Source organism: Verrucomicrobiia bacterium (assembly GCA_019634625.1).
Classification (GTDB): domain Bacteria; phylum Verrucomicrobiota; class Verrucomicrobiia; order Limisphaerales; family CAIMTB01; genus CAIMTB01.
The window spans coordinates 101,144-123,403 of record JAHCBA010000007.1; the positions used below are offsets into that span (position 1 = coordinate 101,144).

A 22,260-nucleotide genomic window follows, 5' to 3' on the forward strand; every position below is an offset into this window, starting at 1 on the left:
GGGACTCCGATTCAGGCCTTGGGTGCCGCCTGGAGGCGACTCAATTCGAACACGGCGCCGCGCGGCCGGTTGGGCAGGCAACGAATCTCCCAGCCGTGGGCCAACACGATCTGCTGGACCACCGCCAGACCCAGGCCCGTCCCGCCCGGATGGGTGGTGAAGTACGGCCGGAAGATCTCCTCCCGCAGCGCCTCCGGCACACCCGGTCCGTCGTCACGGATCTGGATCCGGAACCCGCCCGAATCGGAGCGTTGCGACACCACCTCGATGCGCCCGCCGCGGTCCCCCGCCTGAATGGCGTTGAGGAAGAGGTTGAACAGCGCCTGCCGCACCAGCGGTTCGTCACCCTGCACCGCCGGCAGGTCCGGGGCGGCATCGAGGGTCATCCCCCGCTCCTCGAGGTCCGAGCCCAACGCCCGGGCCACCTCGGCGACAACGCTGCCCAGCGGCACCGCGCTCCAGCGCACTTCGCGCGGGCGCGAGTAGTTGATGAACTCGTTGAGCTGCGCGGTCACCCGGTCCGTCTTGGCAATGATGTCGCGCGACTTCGCCTCGATCTCGGGGGATCCGGCGACCTGCCGCGAAATCAGCGTGGCCAGCCCCCGGATGATGTTGAGGGGATTGCGCGTCTCGTGCGCCAGGCCGGCCGCCGCGAGGTTCATCTCCTTGAGGCGGGTGTTCAACTCGGCGGCCCGCGCCAGGCGCACCTCCAGTTCGGAGGAATGGCCGAGGTTCCGCCACGCCAGACCCAACCCCAGCGCAGACACCGCGGCGAACGCGGCGATCACCCCGCGCGCCCACAGGTCCTGCGTGCAGACGGCCCGCATCGAATGGGTGGACAACACCAGCACGAAACTGTGCACCCCCTGTTTCTGCACCAGCGTCCGGTACTCCTCCTCGCCCATCCAGAACGGGCGCCCAAACGGGAACCGGCCATCCCCCCGGCGAGGCCTCGGCCGGTTCCACTCCTCGTGCCCTTCGCCTCCGGCCTCATCCGTCTCGTCGCGCTCCCGGGCCCCGCCCGCAGCCCGCGACCGGAATCCTTCGGGCCCTCCGGGCGGCGGACCGGGTGGACGCTCCGGCCCAAGGCCGGTCCGTTCGTTGCGGGGAGGCAGAACGATGGTGGTCGAGCGCGACTCGGCCTCGCTGGTCACATTCGTCCCGAGGTCCACCAGGTTCATCAACGCGACGAAATCCCGGCGCCAGTACTCCGCCCGGGGCACCAGTTCCCGGAGGTCGAACTCGATCGGTTCCCCCGCGGACGCGACCACTTCCTCGGCGTCGTTGAGAAGGGCGATGGTGTGGAGTTCCCCGGGACGGATGAGCGGCTTGAGGGCCAGTTCGATGCGTTCCTTCGAGACCAGGCCCCCGAACCGCCGCTGCGAATGGATGACAAAACCGAGTGTCGTCGAAATGTCCTTGGCCCGGTGAATCAGTTCGGTCCGCGCCACCTGCCGCACCCTCCGGTGCTCGACCACCTGCCAGCCCACCACCAGCAGCCAGAGGAGGGTGAGCCCCCCGTACACCCACCGGGTGCTCCGACTGATGTGCGCGCTCACGGGGAATGCGGGGGCCCGGCGCAGGTCAGCGGTTGCGCTGACGCCGTTCGGACCGGGTTTCACCCCGGCCGGGGGCCGGCGCGGGACGCGGTTGATCGTGCAGGAAGCGGTTCAGTTCGGCTTCCGAGAAGGCCTGCGGGACCAGTTCCTGATGCGCCCGCTCCCGGTCCGCCACGGCCGCCAGATGGGCCGGCGCCTTGACAATGTGCGGCGTGAGAAAGATCAGCAGTTCCGTCTTTGTCCCCGCCTGGCTCCGCCGCTTGAACAGGTTTCCCAGCAGCGGGATGTCACCCAGGAACGGCACCTTGCTGTCGGTCTCGATCTTGTTGTTCGACATCAGCCCCCCGATGATCACCGTCTGCCCGTCCGGCGTGACCACCACCGTGTCCGCCGACCGCGAGTTGATCACCGGAGCGTTCACCCCGGCCGCAATGGGCACCGTCGCGTCCGAGAGGTTCGAGATCTCCGGCGAGACAATCATCTCCACCATGCCGTCCGAAGTGATGAAAGGGGTGACCCGCAGGATGATGCCAACGCTGGTGTAGCTGACGGCGTTGATCTGGTTGCCGAAGTTGTCGTACCGCACGTTGGTGATCAGCGGCACCTGTTGCCCGACCGTGATCACCGCCTGCTGGTTGTTGCGGGCAAGGATCGAGGGACGCGACAGCACCTCGGTCTTGCCGGCCTCGGCGATGGCGCGCAGCGTCACCTGAAAATCGTCTCCAAGGATCTGGTAGATCCCGGCGCCGGGCGGGGTCGGCAACGCGCCCTGCTGGGCGAGACCGAAGGCCTGGTTGATGCTTCCGGTCGTCGAATTGCCCATGCCGCGCCGGTAGTTCCCCTCGATTCCGATGTCGAAGCCCTTGCGGTAGGTCACCTCGAGAAAGACCACCTTGATCAGGACCTGGGGCGCCGGACGGTCGAGGTTGGTGACCACCTGGCTCACGTAGGACGCCGTCTCCTCGTCGGCCACCACGATCAGCTTCCGGGTCTCCTGATCGAAGGTGACCGTGGCCCCTCCGATCTGGGTGCTGCTCGGGTAGTTGATGGCCCCGGCCCGCTGGGCGGTCTGCGACCATGCGGGGCTGGTCAGGGCCATGACGCCCGCGGCAACCCACGCCGCGGCGAAAAAGGGACGCATCCAGGCGGCGGAAGCGCCCCGGAGGCGTGGGAAACGCTTCGGACCGCACAACGCCTGCGGCCCCGGTCGGGCATCGGTTTGGAACAACGATTCCTTTGGCATGTTGGATACTTTCGATCGCCTCAAGACAGCCGTCCTGACGGACATCCCCGACTACCGCTGCCCTCCGAAGTTGGCCCCGCCCACGTTGCCCCCGAAGCCGGTGCCCGTTCGTTGCCCCGCACCAAACCCCTGGTTCTGAGTCTGCGTCTGCCGGGTGTTCAACGCATTGTTGCCCTGGCGCTGGGTGTTCCGCGTATTGCGGTTCAAGCCCACGTTCTGGTCCGGGAAGAGCGTCTGAAGCACCTCCTGCACCGCCTGGGGATCCGAGTTCTCGACGTCGTACACGAACACCCGCTGCTTCCGGGCGGGGTCGGCGTCGAGTTGGTTCAGCATGGCGGCAATCTGACCCATCAAGTCCCGGGCGGCGCTCACCACCACCGACCCGGTCCGCAGATCCGGAACCGCCACCACCTTGCTCTGCTGCTGCATGCGGCTGCTGGCGTCCGTGCTTCCCCGGGCGTTGCCCCCCTGCGGTCCGCCGCCGAACCGCACCTGGCCGCGCTGATTGCCGGTCTGCTGGCGCGACGTGTCAGAGAACAGGTCGTTGAGCAGTGTCGCGGTCTCCTGCGGATCAGCGTGCGTCAGGCGGAAGACCCGGAGTTCGGTAATGTCGTCCACATTGACATCCATCTCCTCGATCACCCCGGCAATCACCAGCATCTGCTCCTCGGGCGCGTTCACCACCACGGCGTTGCTCCGCTCGTCGGCGACCGCCACCACCCGCGGCACAGGAGCCCGGCCGCTGGTCGCTGCGGTTTCCCCTCCCGCCTGCGCTCCACCCCCGCGGATCTGGTTGAGAAACCGAGCCGCACCGCCGCCCGGCCCCCCCCCGCCCGCATTCCGCTGCGTCTCCTGCGGCTGGAACAGGTCGCGGATCACCGTGGCCACGATCTTGGCGTCGGAGAAGTAGAGGGGAAACACCCGCACGGTCGAGACGCTCGAGATCGCCGTGTCCAGCGCCCGTACGATGGACGCCATGCGCCGGATGTTGGTCTGCGTATCGGTGATCAGCAGGGCATTGCCACCCTCATTGGCCGTCAGGGTGGCCGTGGTCGGCAACAGCGGCTGCAGATCCTTCACCAACTGCACCGCATTGATGAAGCGCACCGGGATGATCTGGGTGACGATCTCGTCATTCCGCGGCAGGCCCTCGAGGTCGCGGTCGTTCGCCCAGTCCACCACCCGCACCGGAATGTCCCGGGTCTTGGCCTCGTCCTTCCGCACGATGGTCAGCGTCCGGCCCTGCCGGATGGCGGCGTACCCGTTGCGGTTCAACACCGAGTTCAACAGGGTCACGGCCTCCTCGCGGTCCAGTGGCTGGTTGCTCCACACATCGACCCTTCCCTCCACCTGGGTTTCGAGGTTGATGATGAACCCCGCCGCGTCGCTGAGGTAGTCCAGTACCAGTTCGAGCGGCACCCCCCGGAAATTGAGCCTCAGTCCGTTCTCCCCGTCCGCCATCGGCGCCGCGGGCGGGGTTGGAAGGGACGAGGGCCGTGCAGGCCGGCCGGCGTCCCGCCGGTCGGGCACCGCCGACGGAGCCGGTCTTGCCTCGGGCCGGCGCCCGGCATCGGCCGGCGTCTGCCCAGGGCGTTCGACTCCCACCCCACCGTCAGTGTCCCCCTCCGTCGGTTCGAAGACGTCCGGAAGGACGACCTCCAGGATTTCCTCGTCGAAGTCCTCCGCGTCGGCAGGAGGAACGGGTGGATTCTGGGCGGTCGCCGTCATCAGAATCAGTGCGCCACTCCCCGCCAGCAGGAATTGTCGGATGGTTTTCATTTCAGCTCCTGTTCTCTTAATTGCATCAATCGTCGCAAAACTTCGCTGGCGTCCTCTCCCCCGGCCGGCGCCGGGGACGCGGTGGCCGAACCCGCGTTCCCCGTCCGGTCCCAACTGCGCGTGGGTCGGGATGACGCCGCCCGCCCTCCGTCATCGCCCCGGCGCCCGCTGGCAGCCATGAACCCCTCTCCCGCGGACGACGGGCGCCACTCGCCCTCGTCCTCCCGCCTCATGCCCGACGATACCCTCAAATCGACGCCGCCGCCCTCGCTTTTGAGGCGAACCTCCCCTTCGTGGATGGCCTCGATGGTGTAACCCGCGATGGTGTCCCCCACGGAAAGGACCGCCCGGTATTCGGAGCGACTGCCATCGAACACGGCAAACCGGCCCTTCTCGTAACTGAGGGTTCCCACCAGCGCGAACGTGTCCACCCGGACCGTCCGGCGTTCCTCCCGCGGCGGGGCCGGCGGCGCGGCCGAACGCGCAGTTCTCTGGGGATTGAAGATGTTGCGCTCGGCGATCATGCCGAACTCGGCGAGGCCGGAATCCGGCGCCGCGTTGGTCTGGGCCCACCCCCCCATCGACACCAGCATCGCCGTCGCCAGCACCAGGGCACGGCACTCCAACCACCCCCGGACGAGCCATCGGGTGAAAGGCAGGGAACGTGTCGGTGTCCGTGTCATGATCCGGTTGTGGGAAGCATCAGCACGCTGATCTGGAGGCTGAGGTTCAATTGGTCGCCCCGGGGATCCCGTGCGCTCAATTCCAGGGTTTCGATCCTCACCGGGAGCGGATCCTTCTCCAGCAAATAGAGGAAGTGCGTCAGGCGCGAGAGATTTCCGAACGCATCCGCCCGGCACTCGATCACCATCGAGTCCTCCGGACCCCGCCGCCACTGGGGCCGGATCGCGCTGATTCCCACGCCGCTCTCCCGCGACCACCGGTCGAAGGCCCCCAGCAACTGGTTCTCCGCCACCGAAACATCCCGTGGCAGCGCCTCCCTCCGCATCGACGCCCATCGATCCCGGATCGCCCGCTCCCGGTCCAGCAGCATCTGCCCCTGGGTGACCTTCTTGCGCAGATCGGCAACGCGCGCCGAACGCGCCTTCCATGCACCCGTCAGCGGATCGAGGATCATCCGCTCCCCCAGCAGGATCCCCAAGGCAACCCCCGCCAGGATCAATAGCATGCGCTGTCGGCTGGCTCCGCTCATTGGCCTCCTCCGTCCGTCCACTGAAAGTTGAAGGTGAACTCCACCGGCCCCTCGCCCCGCATCTGTTCGGTCTTCAAATCGTCGATCTCCGGGGCTGCCCCCAAACGGGTCCGCGCCTGCAGTAGGGCTTCGCGATCCCGCGCCGTTCCGCTGCACACCACCGACGTCGGACCCCGCATCTCGACGCTCCGCGCCCAAACCCGCCCGTCCTCCGGAAACGCCTCGGTCAGGCGCCGCAGCACTTTCAGGGACCGGACGGAATCGTCGTACCAGGGCCGGTAAAGGCGGATCTGCTGCTGCATGGCCTCGATCTCACCCACCTGCCTCGCCATCACCGACCACCGGGATCCCCAGTGCCAGAGGCCCACCTGCTGCACTCCGAAGCTGCCTGCGGTCAGAAGAGCCAAGGCTCCCGCCGCGCTGGCCGTCCACGCCAGTTTCCGGGAGGCATACCGCGCCGCCAATCGCTCCCACCGGCTCACCTTCGGGGGAAGCAGTTCCACCCCGGGAAGACTCGCCGTCAACTGGCGCGCCGCCAGGCACAACGCCGTGCTCACCGGCGTTCCCGACGGCAGCACCGCCGGAAACGCATCCACCGGCAGTTCCCGGACCCATTCCACCGACAGCTTCCAGGACGCCGCCTTGAGCTGCATCTCCTCGAATAATTCCTCCACCGCCTCATCGCCCCCGAACACCCGCACCCGGCGAAGCCCCGCCCGCACGGATGTGGGCAACTGGCCCAGGGTGATCCGCAGTTCCCGCGTCAGCACGTCGGGCCGCAGGGCGGGACCTCCGGACTCCGTCTCGTACACGCCCTCGACACGCCTCAACACCGCCATGCCGCCCCCGTAGGTCACCAGCACCCCGAGCCCGCCGTCGTCCGGAAGGAGGGTCATGGTCCCCTCGTCCGGGCTTTCCGCCATCCGGGGCAGCGCCGCCAAACCCGACGAGAACGTCACCGGACGCAATTGCGCCGCCGCCAGGACCTCCTCCAACCGGGCCACATGGTCCCGGGTCACGGCGACCAACGTCGCCCAGACCTCGCCTTCCGGCGTCCGGAACCGCGACTCGGCCAGCACCATCGACTCCGTTCCGAAGGGAAAGCCCCGCTCGGCCTCGAGTTCGAGAAAACTCCGCAGATCGTCCTCGCTGAGATCCGGTAGCCGCACGGAAAGAGTCAGCAGCCAGTCGGGCGGCAGGCATACCGCGCATCGCCGCTCCCGGAATCCCGCCGCGTCCAGTTGCTGCCGGATCTCGCGCCCGACCAACTGGGGATCGTTGGTCAGCAGATCGAGCGAAAGCGGGACCCAAGCGGTCTTGAGCACCTCGATCCGCCCGTTGCTCCGACGCAGGGCCGCCGCCCGCAGCCGATGCCCTTCAAATGCCAGTCCGAGCAGGGTTCCCCCGCCGCGTTGATTCAGAATCCCCTTCATCGTGCGCCTCCCGTCAGCAGCAGTTCCCGCCTCGTCTCCGGCCCCAACGCCCACCCCAGGTGCGTCAGATCCCGTCGCGCCACCATCCGCACCGTGCCGCCTTCGGTGTCGAACACCCATCGCTCCCGCCGATACCCGCGCCCATAAGGGCCCACCGCCGCAATGTCCGCGCTGAACTGGTAGCTGCGCCCCGTGAGATACGGGCCGGCCCGGATCGCGTCCTCCTCGCCCAGGACCTCGGTCACCCAGGCCAACGTCGGCACATCCAGGTTGAGGGACCGCCGATGCGCGACCAGCGTGGGCGCGTTCTCCGGACCGATGCCAGGCAGACAGGCCAGCACCGTCTCGCTGGCCGTGTTCACATTGACCTTGCCCCAATCGCCCTCCGGGCCGGCCACCCGGATGTCCTCCTCCACCTGCGCCAGTTCGTCGGCCGTCATGCCCGACCGGATATAGAACTGCAGGACGCTCCCGAAGCCTTCCGCCAGCGCGCCCAACCGCGCCAGGATCTCATTGCCGCGCTCCGTCCCGAAACGCTCCTGCAGCAGCGATCCCACCGCCGCCTCATCGATGCCGTCCGCCGAAAGGTCCAGCCGGGCCGTTCCCGTCGGGGTCATCGCCGGTTCACGGCTGGATACGGTCACGTACTCGATCAACCCTGGATCCAGCCGCCCGTCCCGGTTGTCGAAGGGCGGCGACGCCTCGCCGTCGTTTTCGTTGGCATCCAGCACCCCGTTCCAGTTGGTGTCCTCCCCAAACAGGATCTCGAGGTCCATGCCGTGCACCAACCGAAGCTCCTCCACCGATTCGAACGGACCGTTCTTGCACCGGTAGGGCGGGTTCAACCGCAGGTACACCTCGTCCTCGGCGCCCCCCGGTGAAGGCTCCGAATCGGTGTCCCGCCAGTCCACGATCGCCGCCGCCAGCTCCGGCGTCATCCGCGGCAGCCACTGGAGGACCTCGATGCTGGCGGCATTCAGATTCAGCCGCGAAGACTCGTCCACGAGTTCGAAATAGAGCCGGTTCGCGCCATCCGACGCGTCCCCACGCCCGATCAGCCAGAACGTCGCCTCGCCCACCGGCACCGCCTCGGCCCGATAACTCCATCGATCCGGCAACCGGCCGGATACGGTGGCAAGATGCAGGACATTGGTCACATACCGGGCTGCACCGGCGATCGCCTGTTCCGCCGCCAGCCCCGAACTCCGGTGGTCCGCAGCCCGCAGTTCCATCCCCATCGAATGGGCAAAGTACAGCGTCAGGCTCACCAGTCCGAAGGCCACCCACAGCACAATCACCAGGACCGCGCCCCGCTCCCGGGTCCGGGGCCCCGCCCCCCGCCCCCCGCCCCCCGCCTTCCCTGGATGGCAACTCGGCCCGTTCATCGCCCGCCTCCTCCTTCGGCCGCCGAAAGCGTGTTGGTCCTGCCGTCCACCGGCAGGGGCACCACCAGTTCGATCAGGGGCGGCAGTTCGCCGCGGTTCCCCGGCGCCGCCAGTTGCAGTTCGACCCGGATCGCCGCCGGCAGCGGAATCTCCTCGATCGTCGAGTCCCAATCCGTCCGCCACTGGCTGCCGTCGTAGTAGGAGAAGTCGAGCCGCTCGACCCCGCCCAGCAACCGTTGCCACTCCGGCGTGTCCTCCACCGGCGCCAGGAGATTGCGCCTCACCGACCGCACCAGGTCCTGGCCCGCCGCCTCCCGGGAACCAGGATCCACAAGGAGATAGGCCACCCGTTGCACCTCCGACCACGGGTGTCGATCGGTCAGGGCCCCCGTCGCGGTGTGGAAGTCGGGGCTGACCTGTCCAAGTTCCAACACCCGGGACCCGGAGGTCTGCAGCGCGCCGGACAGCAATCCCCGGGGAGGCACAATCCCCGCCAGATCGCGCCGCAACAGGTTCAACGTCCGCTCCAGGGGCAACGCCTCCTCGAAGGTGCGGGTCGCCCGGTTCCGAAGCTGCAAGCCCCCGAAGAAAACCCCGTTGATCGCCACCAGCACGAAGGCCGCCACCGCCACCGCCAGCATCACCTCCAGCAGGGTGAAGCCGCTCCTCCTTGGCCACGGTTGGATCGCGGGCAGGTTCACAGTACGTAAGGGTCCACCAGCGTGCTCAGCCGTACCGCGTACTCCTGGTCCTGAACCCGGTACGCCACCTCCACCGTCACCTGTCGCATCGCATCCTCCGACCACGGCTCGGTCCGGACCGTCCACCGATACTCGAAGACGCCGTCCAGAACGGCGCCGCTGGGCTGACCGGCCGCCTGGGCCCCCGTCACCAGCCACTCGTTCAGAATGCGCTCTCCCACCCGCGCGGCCACCGCCTTGCGATGCCCGACCTGCCCGGCCCGTTGCGCCACCCGCAGCCCTTCCACGGCCACCGGGATCACGATGGCCATGAACAACAGCGCCGCGAGCACCTCGGCCAGGGTGAATCCCCGGACCGATCCCGCCCGCACCCGTTCACCAGATGCGGTAGGGCGATGGTGCCTCGGATCGCAGTTCATACAGCAGTCGATTGGTGGATTGCGTCAGCCAGACGGCGCTCTCCCCGCCCTGACGCAGCACGATGTATTCCGGACTCGTCTCTCCCAGGTAGCCGTCCGGCAGGAAACTGATCCGCGGCAAGCCAAGTCGCGAACGCCCGCGATCCGCGATGCCCCAACCCGGCACCGCCCCCAGTCCGGTCAACATCGCCTCCTCGGGCCGCATCGATAACGGGTCCGCCCGCGGCGGCTCGCTGGCTTCCATCTCCAGCAGCGGATCCACCTTGAACTCGATCGCCCGGCCGTCCTCCTCGAGGAATCCCGCCGCCGCCTCCAATCCATACCGCCCCTCGATCCCGTCGATCCAGAGGATCATCGGAACCCCCTCGGAGATGGCCCGGCTCTGTGCATACCGCGTCAACGACAGCAACCGGCGCGCCTCCGAATCCAGCACCCGCCCGCGGAAGAACTCCCGCAGCGACGGAATCGTCAGCGCAAAGGCGATGCTCAAGAGCGCCATGACCAGGATCAACTCGATCAGCGTGAACCCAGGAAGCGCCCGCCATGACCGGGCTCCCTGCGCCCCCCGATCGGCGGGAAGGGAAGCCCACCGGGTCGGCCTGACCTCCGGCATCCATGGCTTCCGCCGTTCGCTCCATGGCCCACAAAGCCTACCGGCTCGACTGGAAGTTCGTGATGTCATCGTCGGTTCCGTCCTGCCCGTCGGGCCCCACGGACCAAAGATCGTACGACGACACGTTCCGGCGTCCCGGGCTCTCGTAGAGATAGGGGCGCCCCCATGGGTCGTCGGGAATGTCGCCGCGCATGTACGGGCCCTTCCAGTCCCTGGCGTCCCGGGGTTGCTCCACCAGGTCCAGCAGACCGTCCCGCCCGCGCGGATAGTGGCCGTTGTCCACCTCGAACGCGTCGAGTGCGGTGCCGAAGGTGGCGATCTGCGACTGCGCCGCCGTGATCCGTGCCTGCTCGGTGCGGCCGGAGAACTTGGGCACGACGATGGCCGCCAGGATGCCAAGGATCACCAGCACCAGCAGCAGCTCGATCAGGGTGAAACCGCGCTGGCCGTGACGCGACGGCAGCCCGGCGCCACCCTGGGAGCCCGGAACACTGCGACCCATTGGGATTCGGGAATGACAGTTCATTTGATGTAGTCCTGAAGCGTGAAGATCGGGATGACCATGCCGATGAAAATCGTGCCGATGAAGCCGGCGATGGCGAACAGCATCAGGGGTTCGGCCAGCGCCACCGCCATCCGCAACTGGCGATCGAGGTCACCCTCGGTGACATCCGCCAGCCGGACCAGCTCGCGATCCAGCCGCCCGCTCTCCTCCGCCACCGAGATCATCTCGAGGACCGATCCCGGGAACAGCCCGCGCGAATCGGCCAGACTCGCGCCAAGCGCCTTGCCCTCCTTCACCCGCTCGATCGACAGCGAGACGGCATCCACGAGGATCTGGTTCCCGATCGAGCGCCGCGCCACATTCAACCCGTTGATCAGCGGAACACCCGCGCCCAGCAGCGTCCCCAGCATCCGGCAGAAGCGTGCCATGGCGAACTGGGCCACCAACCCCCCGAGCACCGGCATCCGCAGGATCGCCCCTTCCCAGTGGCGACGACCGGCGGGCGATACCAGCCACTGCCGGACCATCACGCCCACGACCGCAGCCCCCGCCGCCAGAAACAGGCCGTACCCGCGCATCGCCTCGCTGACCGAAACAATCGCCTGCGTCAACAGGGGCAACTGGGCGCCGAAGCCCGCGAAAATCCCCTGGAATCGCGGGATGAAAAACACCAGCAGAAAGACCAGCACGCCCAGGGCCAGGATCAGGAGAATCACCGGGTAGAGCAGCGCCGCCGCCACCTTTCCCCGCATCTCCTTCTCCCGCGCCTGGAAGTCCGCGATCTGCGCCAGCACGACGTCAAGGAACCCGCCCGTCTCGCCGGCTTCCACCATCGCGACATACACCCGCGGAAACGTCTCCGGCGAAAGGGCCATCGCCCCCGCCAGCGGCATGCCGTCCACCACCCGGTCGTGGATCTCCTTCCATTTCGCGCACGCCGCCGGGGTGCTCCCCTCCCGATGCAGAATCACCAGGGCCCGGCTCAATGGCACCCCGGCGGCCAGCAGGCTGGAAAGCAGCCGGGTGAAGTTCTCCAGCGCCCGGGGGGTGATGCGCTGCGATCCAAACCATGCCCCGACCGATCCAGCCCCGCCCGCCGGACGGCTCCCGTCCGCCCCCGAACCCGGCTTCCCGCCTTTCGCAGCGGAACCGTCCCCACGGCTCTCCACCAGACTGACCGGGCGAAGGCGCTGGACCGCCATCCGACGCAGGGCCTCCTGACGCCCGCCCGCCTCGACCCGACCCTGGGTGAGGCTCCCGTCGGGTTGAAGGGCGCGATACTCGAAGACAGGCATGCCGTCCCAATCCCTTACGCTGCCTCGGCCGACGGAAGGTCAGCCACATTGTCCGCCGACTCCCCGCCCAGGGCCTGATCCTTGGTCACCCGCAGCACCTCCTCCGGGGTGGTGAGACCCAGCCGGACAAGACGCCAGCCATCCTCCGCCAGCGAACGCATCCCGGCACGCCGGGCCGCCTCCCGAAGCACGTCACTCGAAACATTCTTCAGGATGAGCCGCCGGATCTCCGGGTCGGTGTCCATCCACTCGAAAATCGCCCGGCGCCCGTGATACCCCGTCTTCCGGCATTCGCGGCATCCGACCGCGCGGAAGATGCGCTCCTCCCGCGGCATCCCGAGTTGTTCGCGGACCACCATGGCCGCCGGTCGCACATCCTCCTCCTTGCACGCCGGACACAGCACGCGGACCAGGCGCTGCGCCAGCACCGCCTCGAGCGACGATGCCACCAGGTACGGCTCGACCCCCATGTCCACCAGCCGGGTCAGCGCCCCGGGGGCGTCGTTGGTGTGCAGGGTGGAGAACACCAGGTGACCGGTCAGCGAAGCCTGCACCGCAATCTGGGCCGTCTCCTGATCCCGGATCTCGCCCACCAGGATCACATCGGGATCGTGCCGCAGGATGGACCGCAGCCCCTTGGCGAAGGTCAGTCCCGCCTTCTCCGAGACCTGGATCTGGTTGACCCCCCGGAGCTGGTATTCGATCGGATCCTCGATGGTGATGATCTTCCGGACCGAGTCGTTGATCTCGTGGAGCGCCGTATAAAGGGTCGAGGTCTTGCCGCTGCCGGTCGGACCGGTCACCAGGACAATCCCATGGGGCAGTCCCAGCACACGCCGGAAGGACGCCAGTCCCGGGGCGTCCATCCCCAGTGAGTCCATCCCCCGGAAGGTGGCGTTCTGCCGGAGCAGACGCAGCACCACCGCTTCCCCGTGGAGCATCGGGATCACCGAGACGCGGATGTCCACTTCGCTGTCGTCGAGCCGGATCTTGATGCGCCCGTCCTGGGGCAGGCGCTTCTCGGCGATGTTGAGGTGGCTGAGAATCTTGACCCGCGAGACGATCGCCGGCTGGAACCGCTTGATCTGGGCCGGCACCGGAATCTCCTGCAGCACGCCGTCGATCCGGTACCGGATCCGCAATTCGTTCTCGAAGGGCTCGAGATGGATGTCCGAGGTGCGGAGTTCGATGGCATCCCGCAGAACCTGGTTCACGAATCGGATGATCGAGGCGTCCTCGGCGGCGTTGTCGAGGTTGGTGTCCTCGTCCGCCTCGTCGTCCACCACCTGGAGCGGCGCCTCCTCATCGAGGGTGTCGATGGTGTCGGCCCCCACGCCGAGATGCTTCTTCATCTCCCGCTGGATGGCCTCCGAAGGAGCCAGCAACGGTTGCAGCCGAAGTCCGGTCAGGGTCTTCAGGGTGTCCAGGGGCTGGGTGGCGAACAGGCGGCTCGTCGCCACCTCGACACTCCCGTTGACCCGCCGCAGGGGAAGCAGTTCGTCCTTCAACAGGAGTCGCGCAGGGAACAACGACAGCACCTGCTTGTCGGGTTCCACCCCGTCCAGGGTCGAAAACCCAACGCCGTACTCACGGGCCACCCAGCGGAGAATCTCTTCCTCGCCCGCCCCGACCCCCTCGCCCGAGCCCCAACGATCCCGCCATTCCTCGGCATCCGCCGCGGACAACTGACGGGCCTCCACCATCTTGTGCAGGGGTTCCGGCAGCGTCGCCGGCCCGGAATGGGTTGCGGGATTCGTCACGGGGGCGTCGGGGAGGGGTTTCGGACGTTGGTCAGGCGCCACGTCAGTCCAGGATGCCAGCCATCACCGCGACCGCTTCCTGACGGACATTGAGGACCTGGCGCAGTTCGTTCTGGGCCTTGGTCAGCGCCGCCTGCCTCGCCTGACGGGCCTCCCGGTACTTGGCCAGCTTGGCCTTGATCTCCTCGGCCGAGGCGCGCGCTTCGATCGCCTTCTCCAGATCGTCGGCCTCGGGAATCGAGGTGCCGCCAGGCCGGTTGCCGCGCTGCTGGCCGCCTCCCTCATTGCCGCGCGGGCCGCGGGCCATGGCCCCCCGCAACGCCGCCGCACCCATGCCCATCGTGCCCACGTCGCGCCGCGCCTCCGTCACCTTCGCGATCCGCTCCTGAATGAGGTTCCACTCCGCATCCGACCTCACCTCCAGTTGCTCCCGATATCGCTCCATCATCCGCTGCCGCATCTGCTCCGGATCCCAATTCCCGCCCCCCGGACCCCCCTGACCTCCACCTCCACCCGGACGTCCCTGCGCCAAAACATTGCCGCTGCCAATCACCATGGCGGCCGCTACGGCGGCCAACATCCCGACTCGGAAGATTCGATTCATATGCTGTTCGATGGAACTTGTGGTTGATGTGCTCTCGATTGATGTGCTCTCAAACGGAGCGGGACGCGGTCGCGAATCGTGACCGCGTCCTCGCTCGTCATGGTGGATGCAAACCTCGTGCCAGGAACGATTACCGGGCCCTCCCAACCGCCAACCCCTCCCGGCGCGCAGCTCTTGCTCAATTCGCCGCGGCGGCCACCGCGCAAGAAATGCACAGCCGGAACACCGCACCCCCGAGGGGTGCGAACCGGATCAACCTTCCTCCAGGCAATACAGAAACTGGCGCCCGCGCAGGAAGAGCTGGTTCCCCACCGCGGCGGGCGAGGCGTCGAAGCCGTCGTCCAGCACATTGGTGGCGAGGATTTCCAACGTGTTCCCCTCGCGCAGGACAACCGAGGTGCCATTGCGCCCCAGCACAATGACCCGTCCATCGGCCGCCACCGGCGAGGCGTAGGCACCAAACAGTCCCGGCAACCGTTCGGCATCCACCAGGATCCTTCCGTCACGGGCGCCAAGAATCGAGAGCGTGGCGTTGTTCCCCGCCAGGAAGTACAGCCGTTCCCCGGCCAGCAGGGGCGAAGGCACATACGGCGTGTTGCGATCGTAACTCCAGGCAACCGCGTCCGTGCCCGTCAAGTCGCCGGTCTGCCCCAGCCGGATCGCCCTGAGAGCCGATCCACGAAACCCGCTCAAGGCGAAGACCTTGCCGAAACCCGACACCGGGGACGGGATGACGTTGACGGTCATTCCGCCCGCCTCCCAGATCAGCCGGCCGCTGTGCAGTTCGTAGCTGCGGATGCGCTCGGTGGCATTGACCACCACCTGGACCTGCCCCTGGTGCTCGAGAATCAGCGGGGTGGCCCAACTGGTCGGCTCGGACCGCGGTCGCCTCCACAATTCCTCCCCCGTGCGCTTGTTGAAGGCTGCGATGAAGTCGTCGCCTTCATGGTCCCAATTCACCACCAGAACCTCGCCCCAGAGCGCGGGAGAACTCCCTTCCCCGAAGCCGTTCCGGGTCTGCATCCGACCCAGATCCCGCTCCCAACGGCGATGGCCCTCCAGGTCGTAGGCGTGCAGTCCGCGCGAGCCGAGGAAGACATAGAGGCTTTCCCCGTCGGTGATCGGCGAGAACGATGCATACCCGTGATCCCGATGGTGGCTCTCATGGGGAAACTCCGTCCGCGCCACGCTCTTCCAACGTTCCCGTCCAGTGTTCCGATCGTAGGAGACGACCATGAAGGCGTGGGTCTCCGTCGGTTCCTCCACCTGTCCGCGTCCGCCACCAGACGGAGCCCGGGCACCCTCGGGAGGAGGGCCCGAGGGAACGGCGGTGAGGATGAACACCTGATCCTCCCAGAGAATCGGCGTCGAGGTTCCCGAACCCGGAATCCGCACCTTCCACTTCACGTTCCGGGTCTCGCTCCACTCCGTTGGAGGCCTCGCCCCGGGGGCCACCCCGTTGGCCAGCGGGCCCCGCCATTGAGGCCAGTCCCTTTCCGGCACGGGTCCGGCGGACGCTGCCAGGGCGTTCAAGGCGACCGCCCCGGAAAGGGCGGCAAGCGCCGTCGCCCGTTGCGTCAGGAAGGGCAGAACGGGGCGGAGTTGGGAGAGGATGTGCTTCATGGTTTCGTTGCGGTGGGGTCCGGTCATCGGTTGAGTTGCAGGCTCACAGCCTGCCCAGCAGTTCCCGCCAGCGCTTCCAGGCGTCGGTCCGGGCCTTGGCGTTGGCGGCGGAGGCATCGGGCGCCTCGCCACTGCGCATGAATCCGTGCCCGGCCCCCTCGTAGATCACCGGCTCAAACACCTTGCCGGCCTTCTTCATCAGCCCCTCGGAAGTGGGGATCGAGGCGTTCACCCGGGCGTCGTTCTCGCCGTAGAATCCGAAGACCGGACAGGCGATCCGGGCCAGATCATCCTCCCGGTCGGGGCCCGTCCCATAAAATGGAAACGCGGCCGCGATCTCCGTGGTGTGGGTGGCGAATCGAAACGTCTGGCTGCCGCCCCAGCAGAAGCCCCCCACCGCCACCTTGCCATTCGAGGCCGGCAACCCCTTCAGGTAACGAACCACGGCGTGGAGATCGGCGGTGATCTGGTCCGGCGCCAAGGCGGCAATCGCACGCCGCGCCGCATCCCCCCCACCCAGTTCCGCCGTGCCTCCGCCTCCCTCCGCGGATCCCGACAGCAAATCCGGCGCAATGGCGATGAATCCTGCCTCCGCCAGTTGATCCACCACGCCGCGCACCCAGTCCGTAAGGCCGAAAATCTCATGGATGACCACCACCGCCGTCGCCTTCTCCGCCACCTCCGGAAAGGCGATGAAACACTTCACCTCCCGGTCGCCGTGCCGGACATTGACCCACTCCAGGTGCCGGGGTGATGCCTCCAGCCGTGGGCGGGCCCAATCCTGGGCCGAGGCGGCACCCGATAGACCAAGGACGATGGAGAGTGCGAGCAGTCGCGGGACGAGAGGCAGGGCTTTCATGGCAGGTAGTCGCAGGCAAAAACCACGGTTGATCGGCGTCTGCCGACCGGGCTTCGACGGGTGCGACAGTACGGAGGTTACGCGGCTCCGCAATCCTCTGCCCGCGTCCTCGTCCTTGGCGCGGCGATTTGGGTTCCCCTTCCGCCATTGCGGGCCCCGTGCGGCTGACGATAGCGTCCAGCCCCAACACCCCCCAATGCCACCCCTTGCCCCCCCGATCCCCGCCGCGGCTGCCGCCCTCGCGCTCGTCGCCCTCGCCCTCCTCGGCTGCGCCGAATGCACCCAGGTCATCCTCGGCAAAGGTGACCTCTCCAATACCCGGGCGCCCCACGGCGACTGGCAGCCCGCTGGAGACATCCGGCTCGACCCTGACAACCCGTCACGGTTCCACATCGTTCCCGGCACCGGCGTCATCGTGAACGGTCGGGAAGGACGGACCGTGGACCTCCTCACCACCGCCGAGTACGCCGACGTCCGGGTCACCTACGATTTCTGCATCCCCAAGGGCTCCAACTCCGGCGTGTATTTCATGGGCCGGTACGAGATCCAGATCTACGACAGCCATGGCGTGGCGGATCCCAAACATTCGGACTGCGGGGGCATCTACGAGCGCTGGGCCAACGATCGCGGCTTCGAAGGCCATCCGCCCCTGCTCAATGCCTGCCGACCGCCCGGGGAATGGCAGAAGGTCGAGGTCGTTTTCCGTGCCCCGCGATTCGACAAGGAGGGCAACAAGGTCGCCAACGCCGTCTTCAAGCGGGTCGCCCTCAACAACTCGCTGATCCACCGTGATGTCGAGGTCTCGGGACCCACCCGCGCCGCCCGGTACGACGACGAAAAACCGTTCGGGCCCCTGATGCTCCAGGGCGACCACGGCCCGGTCGCCTTCCGCAACCTCCGCATTACCCCGCTCCACCTGCCCTGATCGCCCGGTCACCCCGAGCATCCCGGAGTTGTGGGGAGAGGCGTGAACTTCGCGAAGCGTCGCCTCGGAGGTCCGAGTTCCACGAGGCCGCAAGGGATGGGTGCGATGGATTGTGGACTCGCGGAGCTCGCCCCTCCGATCCGGATTCGCTGCCTCCTCACCTGCAACTCCGGGATGCACCGCCGGCCACCCCGTTCGCGTCAGGAAGGATGACAGCTTGAGGCGGCGGTGGTAACTCATGCGCCATCATGCAAGCCGTGCCCACCCCGGCCGCCGGAACCCCTCGTCCTCCGCCCCGTCGTCGGGCCGCTGTCCGGATCCCGCCCCACATGCCTTTTTCGCGGGCCCTGACCACGCTGGGCCTGCTAGGCATCCTGGCCGGCTCCATCCCCGCGGACGCCCAGAACCAGGCCGCCATCCTTCTCGCGAATCGGGTCCCCGGCCTTCTCGATGCCCCGGTGTTCGACACGGACGGGATCACCCGCCTCGAAGGGGATGCGTTCCTCGCCCAGGCGTACGTGTCGCCCTTCGGGGTCATGGGCTACTTCGAAACGGGTCCTCCCCCCGGTCACTGGCTCGTGCCGTTCGGGAATCCCGTCCCGTTCGGCACCGGCCCGGACGCAGGCTACCTCGCGGTCGGCCACGGTTCGGCGGTCGCGCTTCCCTATCCGATCGGGGCTCCGGTGGTGGTTGAACTCCGGGTCTGGGAAGCGGCCAAAGGAAGAAGTTTCGAAGCCGCCGCCGCCGCCCGCAGCAAGGTGGGCGTCAGCGATCAACTCTATGGCCTGGGTCCCCTCAGCGGTCTCTCCTCGCCATCGCCCCTGCGCGGACTGAAATCGTTCCATCTCTGGCCCGACGGCCGCGTCCGCTCCGCGATCATCCGGCCGCTGAACACGTCGCCGGCCGATCTTGGAGGGCACTGGTCGTTCCGGCTCGACTCCTCCGGCATCCACGAGCCGGTCGAGGTGACCTGGTTCAAGGATGGCGCGGCACTGCCCGGCCCCGGCGGCCCGGTCCTCGTCCTGGACCCCGTTCAATACGAACATGCCGGCTGGTACACCGCCCAGTACCGGTTCGCCGGGCACGTCAAGATGACCCCGCCGGTCCAGCTCACGGTCATCGCGCGCACGACGATCGCCTCCGTCATCCTGACGCCGCCCGAACCGCTCCCGGGCCAGCCGTTTCGCGCCGAGGTCACCACGTCCGGCGCCAGTCCGCTCACCTTCGCGTGGTACCACAACAACGTCCGCCTCCAGGGGGAATTCGGCCCGTCGCTGCAGGTCAATGCCGCCCGTGTCGGCCTCTACAGGGTCGTGGCCCACGGTCCCCAAAACCTTGCCGGACGCGACATTCTCCAACTCGAGGGGCCACACCGGGTCAACTGGCCGCTCTCCGATCCAGGCGGCAATGTCAGCATCGAGCCCTACTCCGGCTTCGGCTACCTCACCGGCGACACGGTTCACCTGCTGGCCCGCCCCAACCCTGGCTACGATTTCATCGGCTGGCATGGGGATTACGAGGGTACGGCCAATCCCGCGACGCTCGTCGTGGACGCCAACAAGTTCGTCACGCCCATGTATCGGCCCGCCGGCGGGACGGTCGTGCTCTCCTCCCATGTCGCGGGCCAGGTCAATGCCCTCGCCACCGATGGACAGGGAAATCCGCTCCATTCGAACTACGTCGGGCAATTCCACGGAGGTCCTGCGGAATCGGCCCCCGTCCCGATCGGCCCGATCCTGCCGTTCGGGGGCGGTTACGTCTTTGGGCATGCCCAGGTCCTCCCAGGAATTGCCCGGGGTGAACCGATCGTCCTCCGACTGCGCGCCTGGCTCGCGTCCGCAGGTTCCTGGGAGACGGCCCGCAGTATCGGCTCCGGCTTCGGGGAAAGCCCCCCGGTGACGGTCATCACAGGTGGCACGGGACTTCCCCCGGAACCGGCCGCCGTCCTCAGTGGCTTGCGCTCGTTCACCCTGGCGACCTTGCCGCGCATCTTCACGGCACCGGTGTCGGCCCAGGTGCGCCGGGGCGCCGAATACACCTTTCACGTCCATGCCACCGGCTCCGCACCAATGACCTACCAGTGGAGAAAGGACGGCACCCCCATCCCCGGCGCCACCCAGTCCACCCTGACCCTTCCTTCGGTTCAGGACGCCGACGTCGGCCAGTACTCCGTGTCGGTGTCGAATCAGGTCGGCGCGGTCCAATCCGCCCCGGCGGGACTTTCCATCGCCGAGCTGCCCGTCATCGTTTCGGTCCATTTCGACCGCGAACCCCAGCCGCGCCATGCCCTGCGGATGGAGGTGGTCATCGCCGGGACAGGTCCGTTTGCCTACCTCTGGCTCCGCGATGGCATCAACTTCGGGGAAGCCAACTGGAGTCCGGTCCTGCATCTCGCCGATGCCCGCCCCGGCACCTACCGGATCGAAGTGACCAACCCCGCCGGCACCGTGGGCCACGACGCCGTCACCATCCCTCCCTGGTACCGCATCGAGACCGTCGTCCAGGGCAATGGCCGCGTTGCCGTTGATCCCGATCTCACCCTCCATCCCGGAGGCTCCGAAGTCCGCCTCGAAGCCCTCGATTCCTTCGATCAACGCTTCGTCGGCTGGTCCGGCGACGTCACGGGTGCGAATCCGGTCGCCACCGTCGTCATGAATGCCGACCGCCGGATTGTCGCCCTGTTCGGTGCGGTCGGCGGCACGTTCTTCGCCGTCAATCGCCTCCCCGGCACCAGCCTCGACGCACCGGTGTTCGACGCCGACGGCACGACGCCCCTGGCGGGGGATGCCTACGCCGGTCAGTTCTACGCCGGTCCTTCCCCCGACGACCTCCTGCCCGTCGGCGAACCGCATGCGTTCCGCTCCGGCGCCAACGCCGGTTATCTCCAGTCCTCCTCCCCCCGCATTCCAACCGTCCCCGAAGGCGCCACCGCCTGGGTCCAGCTCCGCGCCTGGGACCGCACCGCCGCCGCCACGTACGAAGCGGCCCTCGCCGTCGGCGCTCGTTGCGGTGCCAGCACGGTCATCGCCGTCCGCACCGGAGGCGACGGGCAGCCGCCTTCCCTGCCCGCACCTCCGATGGGCTTGGAATCGTTCCGCATTGCCCCGGCGACGCCTCCCGCCTGGATCATCCCGCTCGGACCGATGGAGGTCGCCGCGGGCGCATCCCTGCGCTGGACCGTCGAGGCCGACGGATCCGCCCCGCTCGACTACCGCTGGTTCCGCAATGGTGTCCCCCTGGCTTCCCACCGCGGACCTGTCCTCGAACTGTCCGCTGTGGAACCCGCCGACCAGGGCGCCTATTCCGTCCGGGTCGCCAATCCCCTCGGCGTGATCGAGTCCGGGCCCGTCGCACTCACGGTCATCGAACCCCGCCGGATCGTTTCCCAGTCCGGACCGCTCACCGTCGCCTTCGGCGCGTCCGCCCTGCTCCACGTCCAGGCCGAGGGCCGTCCGCCGCTCGCCTTCCAGTGGTTCCAGGGCCTCCCCTCCGACACCTCCCGGCCCGTCGGCGACGATTCCGACACCTTCGCCACCGGCCCCCTCACCCAGTCCACGCCCTACTGGGTCCGCGTGACCGACTCGTTCGGCAGCACCGACAGCGATCCCATCGAGGTGACGGTCCTCCCCCGTCCCGCCGTCTTCGAACTCGCCGGCATCGTCTTTGAAGACCGCAACGGGAACGGCATCCGCGATCCGGATGAACCCGGCCTTGCCGACGTCCCGGTCCGCCTCGTCGGTGATCCCGGGGTCCCGGAACAGCGCACCGATGAGGCCGGGGGATTCCTGTTCACGGGCCTCCCGGCCGGGATCCATACCCTCGAGATCGCCCAGGTCCCCGGTCTCAACCACACCACCGACCCCGTCCGCATCCTTACCGGAGTGGACGGCGAACAGCTCTGGATCACCGCGGGCCAGCGGGCCACTCCAGGGCACCACGAATTCGTGCTCTGGACCTGGTCCCACACCCTTCCGCCCGGCCTCGACGGACCCCTCGACGACCCCGACGGCGATGGCGCGGTCAACCTCGTCGAATTCGCCCGCGGCACCGATCCCCGTGTCCCTGACGAGCCTGAGCCGGCGCGCGGCGCGATTGTCACCGAAGGCGACAGCCGCTTCGCCGGGCTTCTTTTGCAGCGCGCCCACGCCGCGGCCGGAGTCCGGTTCGAGGTCGAACGGTCCCGCGACCTGATCGGGTGGGAAGCCGTCCCTGCCCGGGAAACCATCCTCGAACAGGGCGCCACCACCGATCGCATCCTCCTGCAGGATCCGCTCGCGCTCCCTCCGATCGACGTTCGCTTCCTCCGTCTCCGCCTCAGCCTGGAACGTTGAACCCGGACACCCG

The 22,260-nt window shown here is 67.9% G+C and carries 18 protein-coding genes; 2 read left to right on the forward strand and 16 right to left on the reverse strand.

Annotation, left to right across the window (positions count from 1 at the left end; translation table 11 throughout):
• Positions 1-11: 11 nt before the first annotated feature.
• From KF833_06175 to KF833_06250, 16 genes are all read right to left on the reverse strand, one after another.
• Entirely contained in the window at positions 12-1,559 is a 1,548-nt protein-coding gene (locus KF833_06175) for a hypothetical protein (GenBank protein MBX3744880.1), read from the reverse strand.
• 25 nt (positions 1,560-1,584) lie between these two features.
• Entirely contained in the window at positions 1,585-2,802 is a 1,218-nt protein-coding gene (locus KF833_06180; protein ID MBX3744881.1) for a type II secretion system protein GspD, read from the reverse strand.
• A 51-nt stretch (positions 2,803-2,853) separates the two neighbouring features.
• Entirely contained in the window at positions 2,854-4,581 is a 1,728-nt protein-coding gene (locus KF833_06185; protein MBX3744882.1) for a hypothetical protein, read from the reverse strand.
• Positions 4,578-5,264 carry a hypothetical protein gene (locus KF833_06190; protein MBX3744883.1) on the reverse strand — a complete coding sequence of 229 codons (687 nt, stop codon included), beginning with the start codon at positions 5,262-5,264 and terminating at the stop codon, positions 4,578-4,580. Before KF833_06190 ends, KF833_06185 begins: the two co-directional genes overlap by 4 nt.
• Positions 5,261-5,770, reverse strand: coding sequence for a hypothetical protein (locus KF833_06195; protein MBX3744884.1), 510 nt, complete (start codon positions 5,768-5,770; stop codon positions 5,261-5,263). The genes KF833_06190 and KF833_06195 overlap by 4 nt, the downstream gene beginning before the upstream one ends.
• 20 nt (positions 5,771-5,790) lie before the next feature.
• The gene (gene pilM, locus KF833_06200) at positions 5,791-7,227 is read right to left on the reverse strand and encodes a pilus assembly protein PilM (protein ID MBX3744885.1); all 1,437 of its coding nucleotides are present in this window, start codon (positions 7,225-7,227) and stop codon (positions 5,791-5,793) included.
• Complete coding sequence (locus tag KF833_06205; protein MBX3744886.1) at positions 7,224-8,612, reverse strand: general secretion pathway protein GspK; 1,389 nt, start codon at positions 8,610-8,612, stop codon at positions 7,224-7,226. The genes pilM and KF833_06205 overlap by 4 nt, the downstream gene beginning before the upstream one ends.
• A complete protein-coding gene (locus tag KF833_06210) occupies positions 8,609-9,313 on the reverse strand; it encodes a type II secretion system protein GspJ (GenBank protein MBX3744887.1) in 705 nt (234 codons plus the stop codon). Before KF833_06210 ends, KF833_06205 begins: the two co-directional genes overlap by 4 nt.
• Positions 9,310-9,684 (reverse strand): type II secretion system protein, encoded by a 375-nt coding sequence (locus KF833_06215; GenBank protein MBX3744888.1) that lies wholly within the window; start codon positions 9,682-9,684, stop codon positions 9,310-9,312. The genes KF833_06210 and KF833_06215 overlap by 4 nt, the downstream gene beginning before the upstream one ends.
• Positions 9,685-9,688: 4 nt before the next feature.
• Positions 9,689-10,231, reverse strand: a complete 543-nt coding sequence (locus KF833_06220) for a hypothetical protein (GenBank protein ID MBX3744889.1) — start codon at positions 10,229-10,231, stop codon at positions 9,689-9,691.
• A 151-nt stretch (positions 10,232-10,382) separates the two neighbouring features.
• On the reverse strand, positions 10,383-10,847 hold the full coding sequence (gene gspG / locus KF833_06225; protein MBX3744890.1) for a type II secretion system major pseudopilin GspG: 465 nt from the start codon (positions 10,845-10,847) through the stop codon (positions 10,383-10,385).
• Positions 10,848-10,867: 20 nt separating this feature from the next.
• A complete protein-coding gene (locus KF833_06230) occupies positions 10,868-12,145 on the reverse strand; it encodes a type II secretion system F family protein (GenBank protein ID MBX3744891.1) in 1,278 nt (425 codons plus the stop codon).
• Positions 12,146-12,159: 14 nt separating this feature from the next.
• Entirely contained in the window at positions 12,160-13,869 is a 1,710-nt protein-coding gene (locus tag KF833_06235) for a type II/IV secretion system protein (GenBank protein MBX3744892.1), read from the reverse strand.
• Positions 13,870-13,948: 79 nt separating this feature from the next.
• A complete protein-coding gene (locus tag KF833_06240; GenBank protein MBX3744893.1) occupies positions 13,949-14,485 on the reverse strand; it encodes a hypothetical protein in 537 nt (178 codons plus the stop codon).
• Between the two features lie 276 nt (positions 14,486-14,761).
• Positions 14,762-16,132: a PQQ-binding-like beta-propeller repeat protein gene (locus tag KF833_06245; GenBank protein ID MBX3744894.1), complete on the reverse strand. Its 1,371-nt coding sequence runs from the start codon at positions 16,130-16,132 to the stop codon at positions 14,762-14,764.
• A 43-nt stretch (positions 16,133-16,175) separates the two neighbouring features.
• A complete protein-coding gene (locus KF833_06250) occupies positions 16,176-16,991 on the reverse strand; it encodes a dienelactone hydrolase family protein (protein MBX3744895.1) in 816 nt (271 codons plus the stop codon).
• Between the two features lie 196 nt (positions 16,992-17,187).
• Here KF833_06250 and KF833_06255 point away from each other — a divergent pair, with 196 nt between their 5' ends.
• A complete protein-coding gene (locus KF833_06255; protein ID MBX3744896.1) occupies positions 17,188-17,916 on the forward strand; it encodes a DUF1080 domain-containing protein in 729 nt (242 codons plus the stop codon).
• 329 nt (positions 17,917-18,245) lie between these two features.
• On the forward strand, positions 18,246-22,247 hold the full coding sequence (locus KF833_06260) for an immunoglobulin domain-containing protein (protein ID MBX3744897.1): 4,002 nt from the start codon (positions 18,246-18,248) through the stop codon (positions 22,245-22,247).
• The last annotated feature ends 13 nt before the right edge of the window (positions 22,248-22,260 follow it).

Coding starts and splice junctions, on each gene's coding strand:
- KF833_06260 (MBX3744897.1), top strand. CDS start 18,246: ATGCCTTTTTCGCGGGCCCTGACCACGCTGGGCCTGCTAGGCATCCTG.
- KF833_06195 (MBX3744884.1), bottom strand. CDS start 5,770: ATGCTATTGATCCTGGCGGGGGTTGCCTTGGGGATCCTGCTGGGGGAG.
- KF833_06180 (MBX3744881.1), bottom strand. CDS start 2,802: ATGCCAAAGGAATCGTTGTTCCAAACCGATGCCCGACCGGGGCCGCAG.
- KF833_06185 (MBX3744882.1), bottom strand. CDS start 4,581: ATGAAAACCATCCGACAATTCCTGCTGGCGGGGAGTGGCGCACTGATT.
- KF833_06190 (MBX3744883.1), bottom strand. CDS start 5,264: ATGACACGGACACCGACACGTTCCCTGCCTTTCACCCGATGGCTCGTC.
- KF833_06205 (MBX3744886.1), bottom strand. CDS start 8,612: ATGAACGGGCCGAGTTGCCATCCAGGGAAGGCGGGGGGCGGGGGGCGG.
- KF833_06230 (MBX3744891.1), bottom strand. CDS start 12,145: ATGCCTGTCTTCGAGTATCGCGCCCTTCAACCCGACGGGAGCCTCACC.
- KF833_06240 (MBX3744893.1), bottom strand. CDS start 14,485: ATGTTGGCCGCCGTAGCGGCCGCCATGGTGATTGGCAGCGGCAATGTT.
- KF833_06250 (MBX3744895.1), bottom strand. CDS start 16,991: ATGAAAGCCCTGCCTCTCGTCCCGCGACTGCTCGCACTCTCCATCGTC.
- KF833_06220 (MBX3744889.1), bottom strand. CDS start 10,231: ATGGCGCTCTTGAGCATCGCCTTTGCGCTGACGATTCCGTCGCTGCGG.
- gspG (MBX3744890.1), bottom strand. CDS start 10,847: ATGGGTCGCAGTGTTCCGGGCTCCCAGGGTGGCGCCGGGCTGCCGTCG.
- KF833_06255 (MBX3744896.1), top strand. CDS start 17,188: ATGCCACCCCTTGCCCCCCCGATCCCCGCCGCGGCTGCCGCCCTCGCG.
- pilM (MBX3744885.1), bottom strand. CDS start 7,227: ATGAAGGGGATTCTGAATCAACGCGGCGGGGGAACCCTGCTCGGACTG.
- KF833_06245 (MBX3744894.1), bottom strand. CDS start 16,132: ATGAAGCACATCCTCTCCCAACTCCGCCCCGTTCTGCCCTTCCTGACG.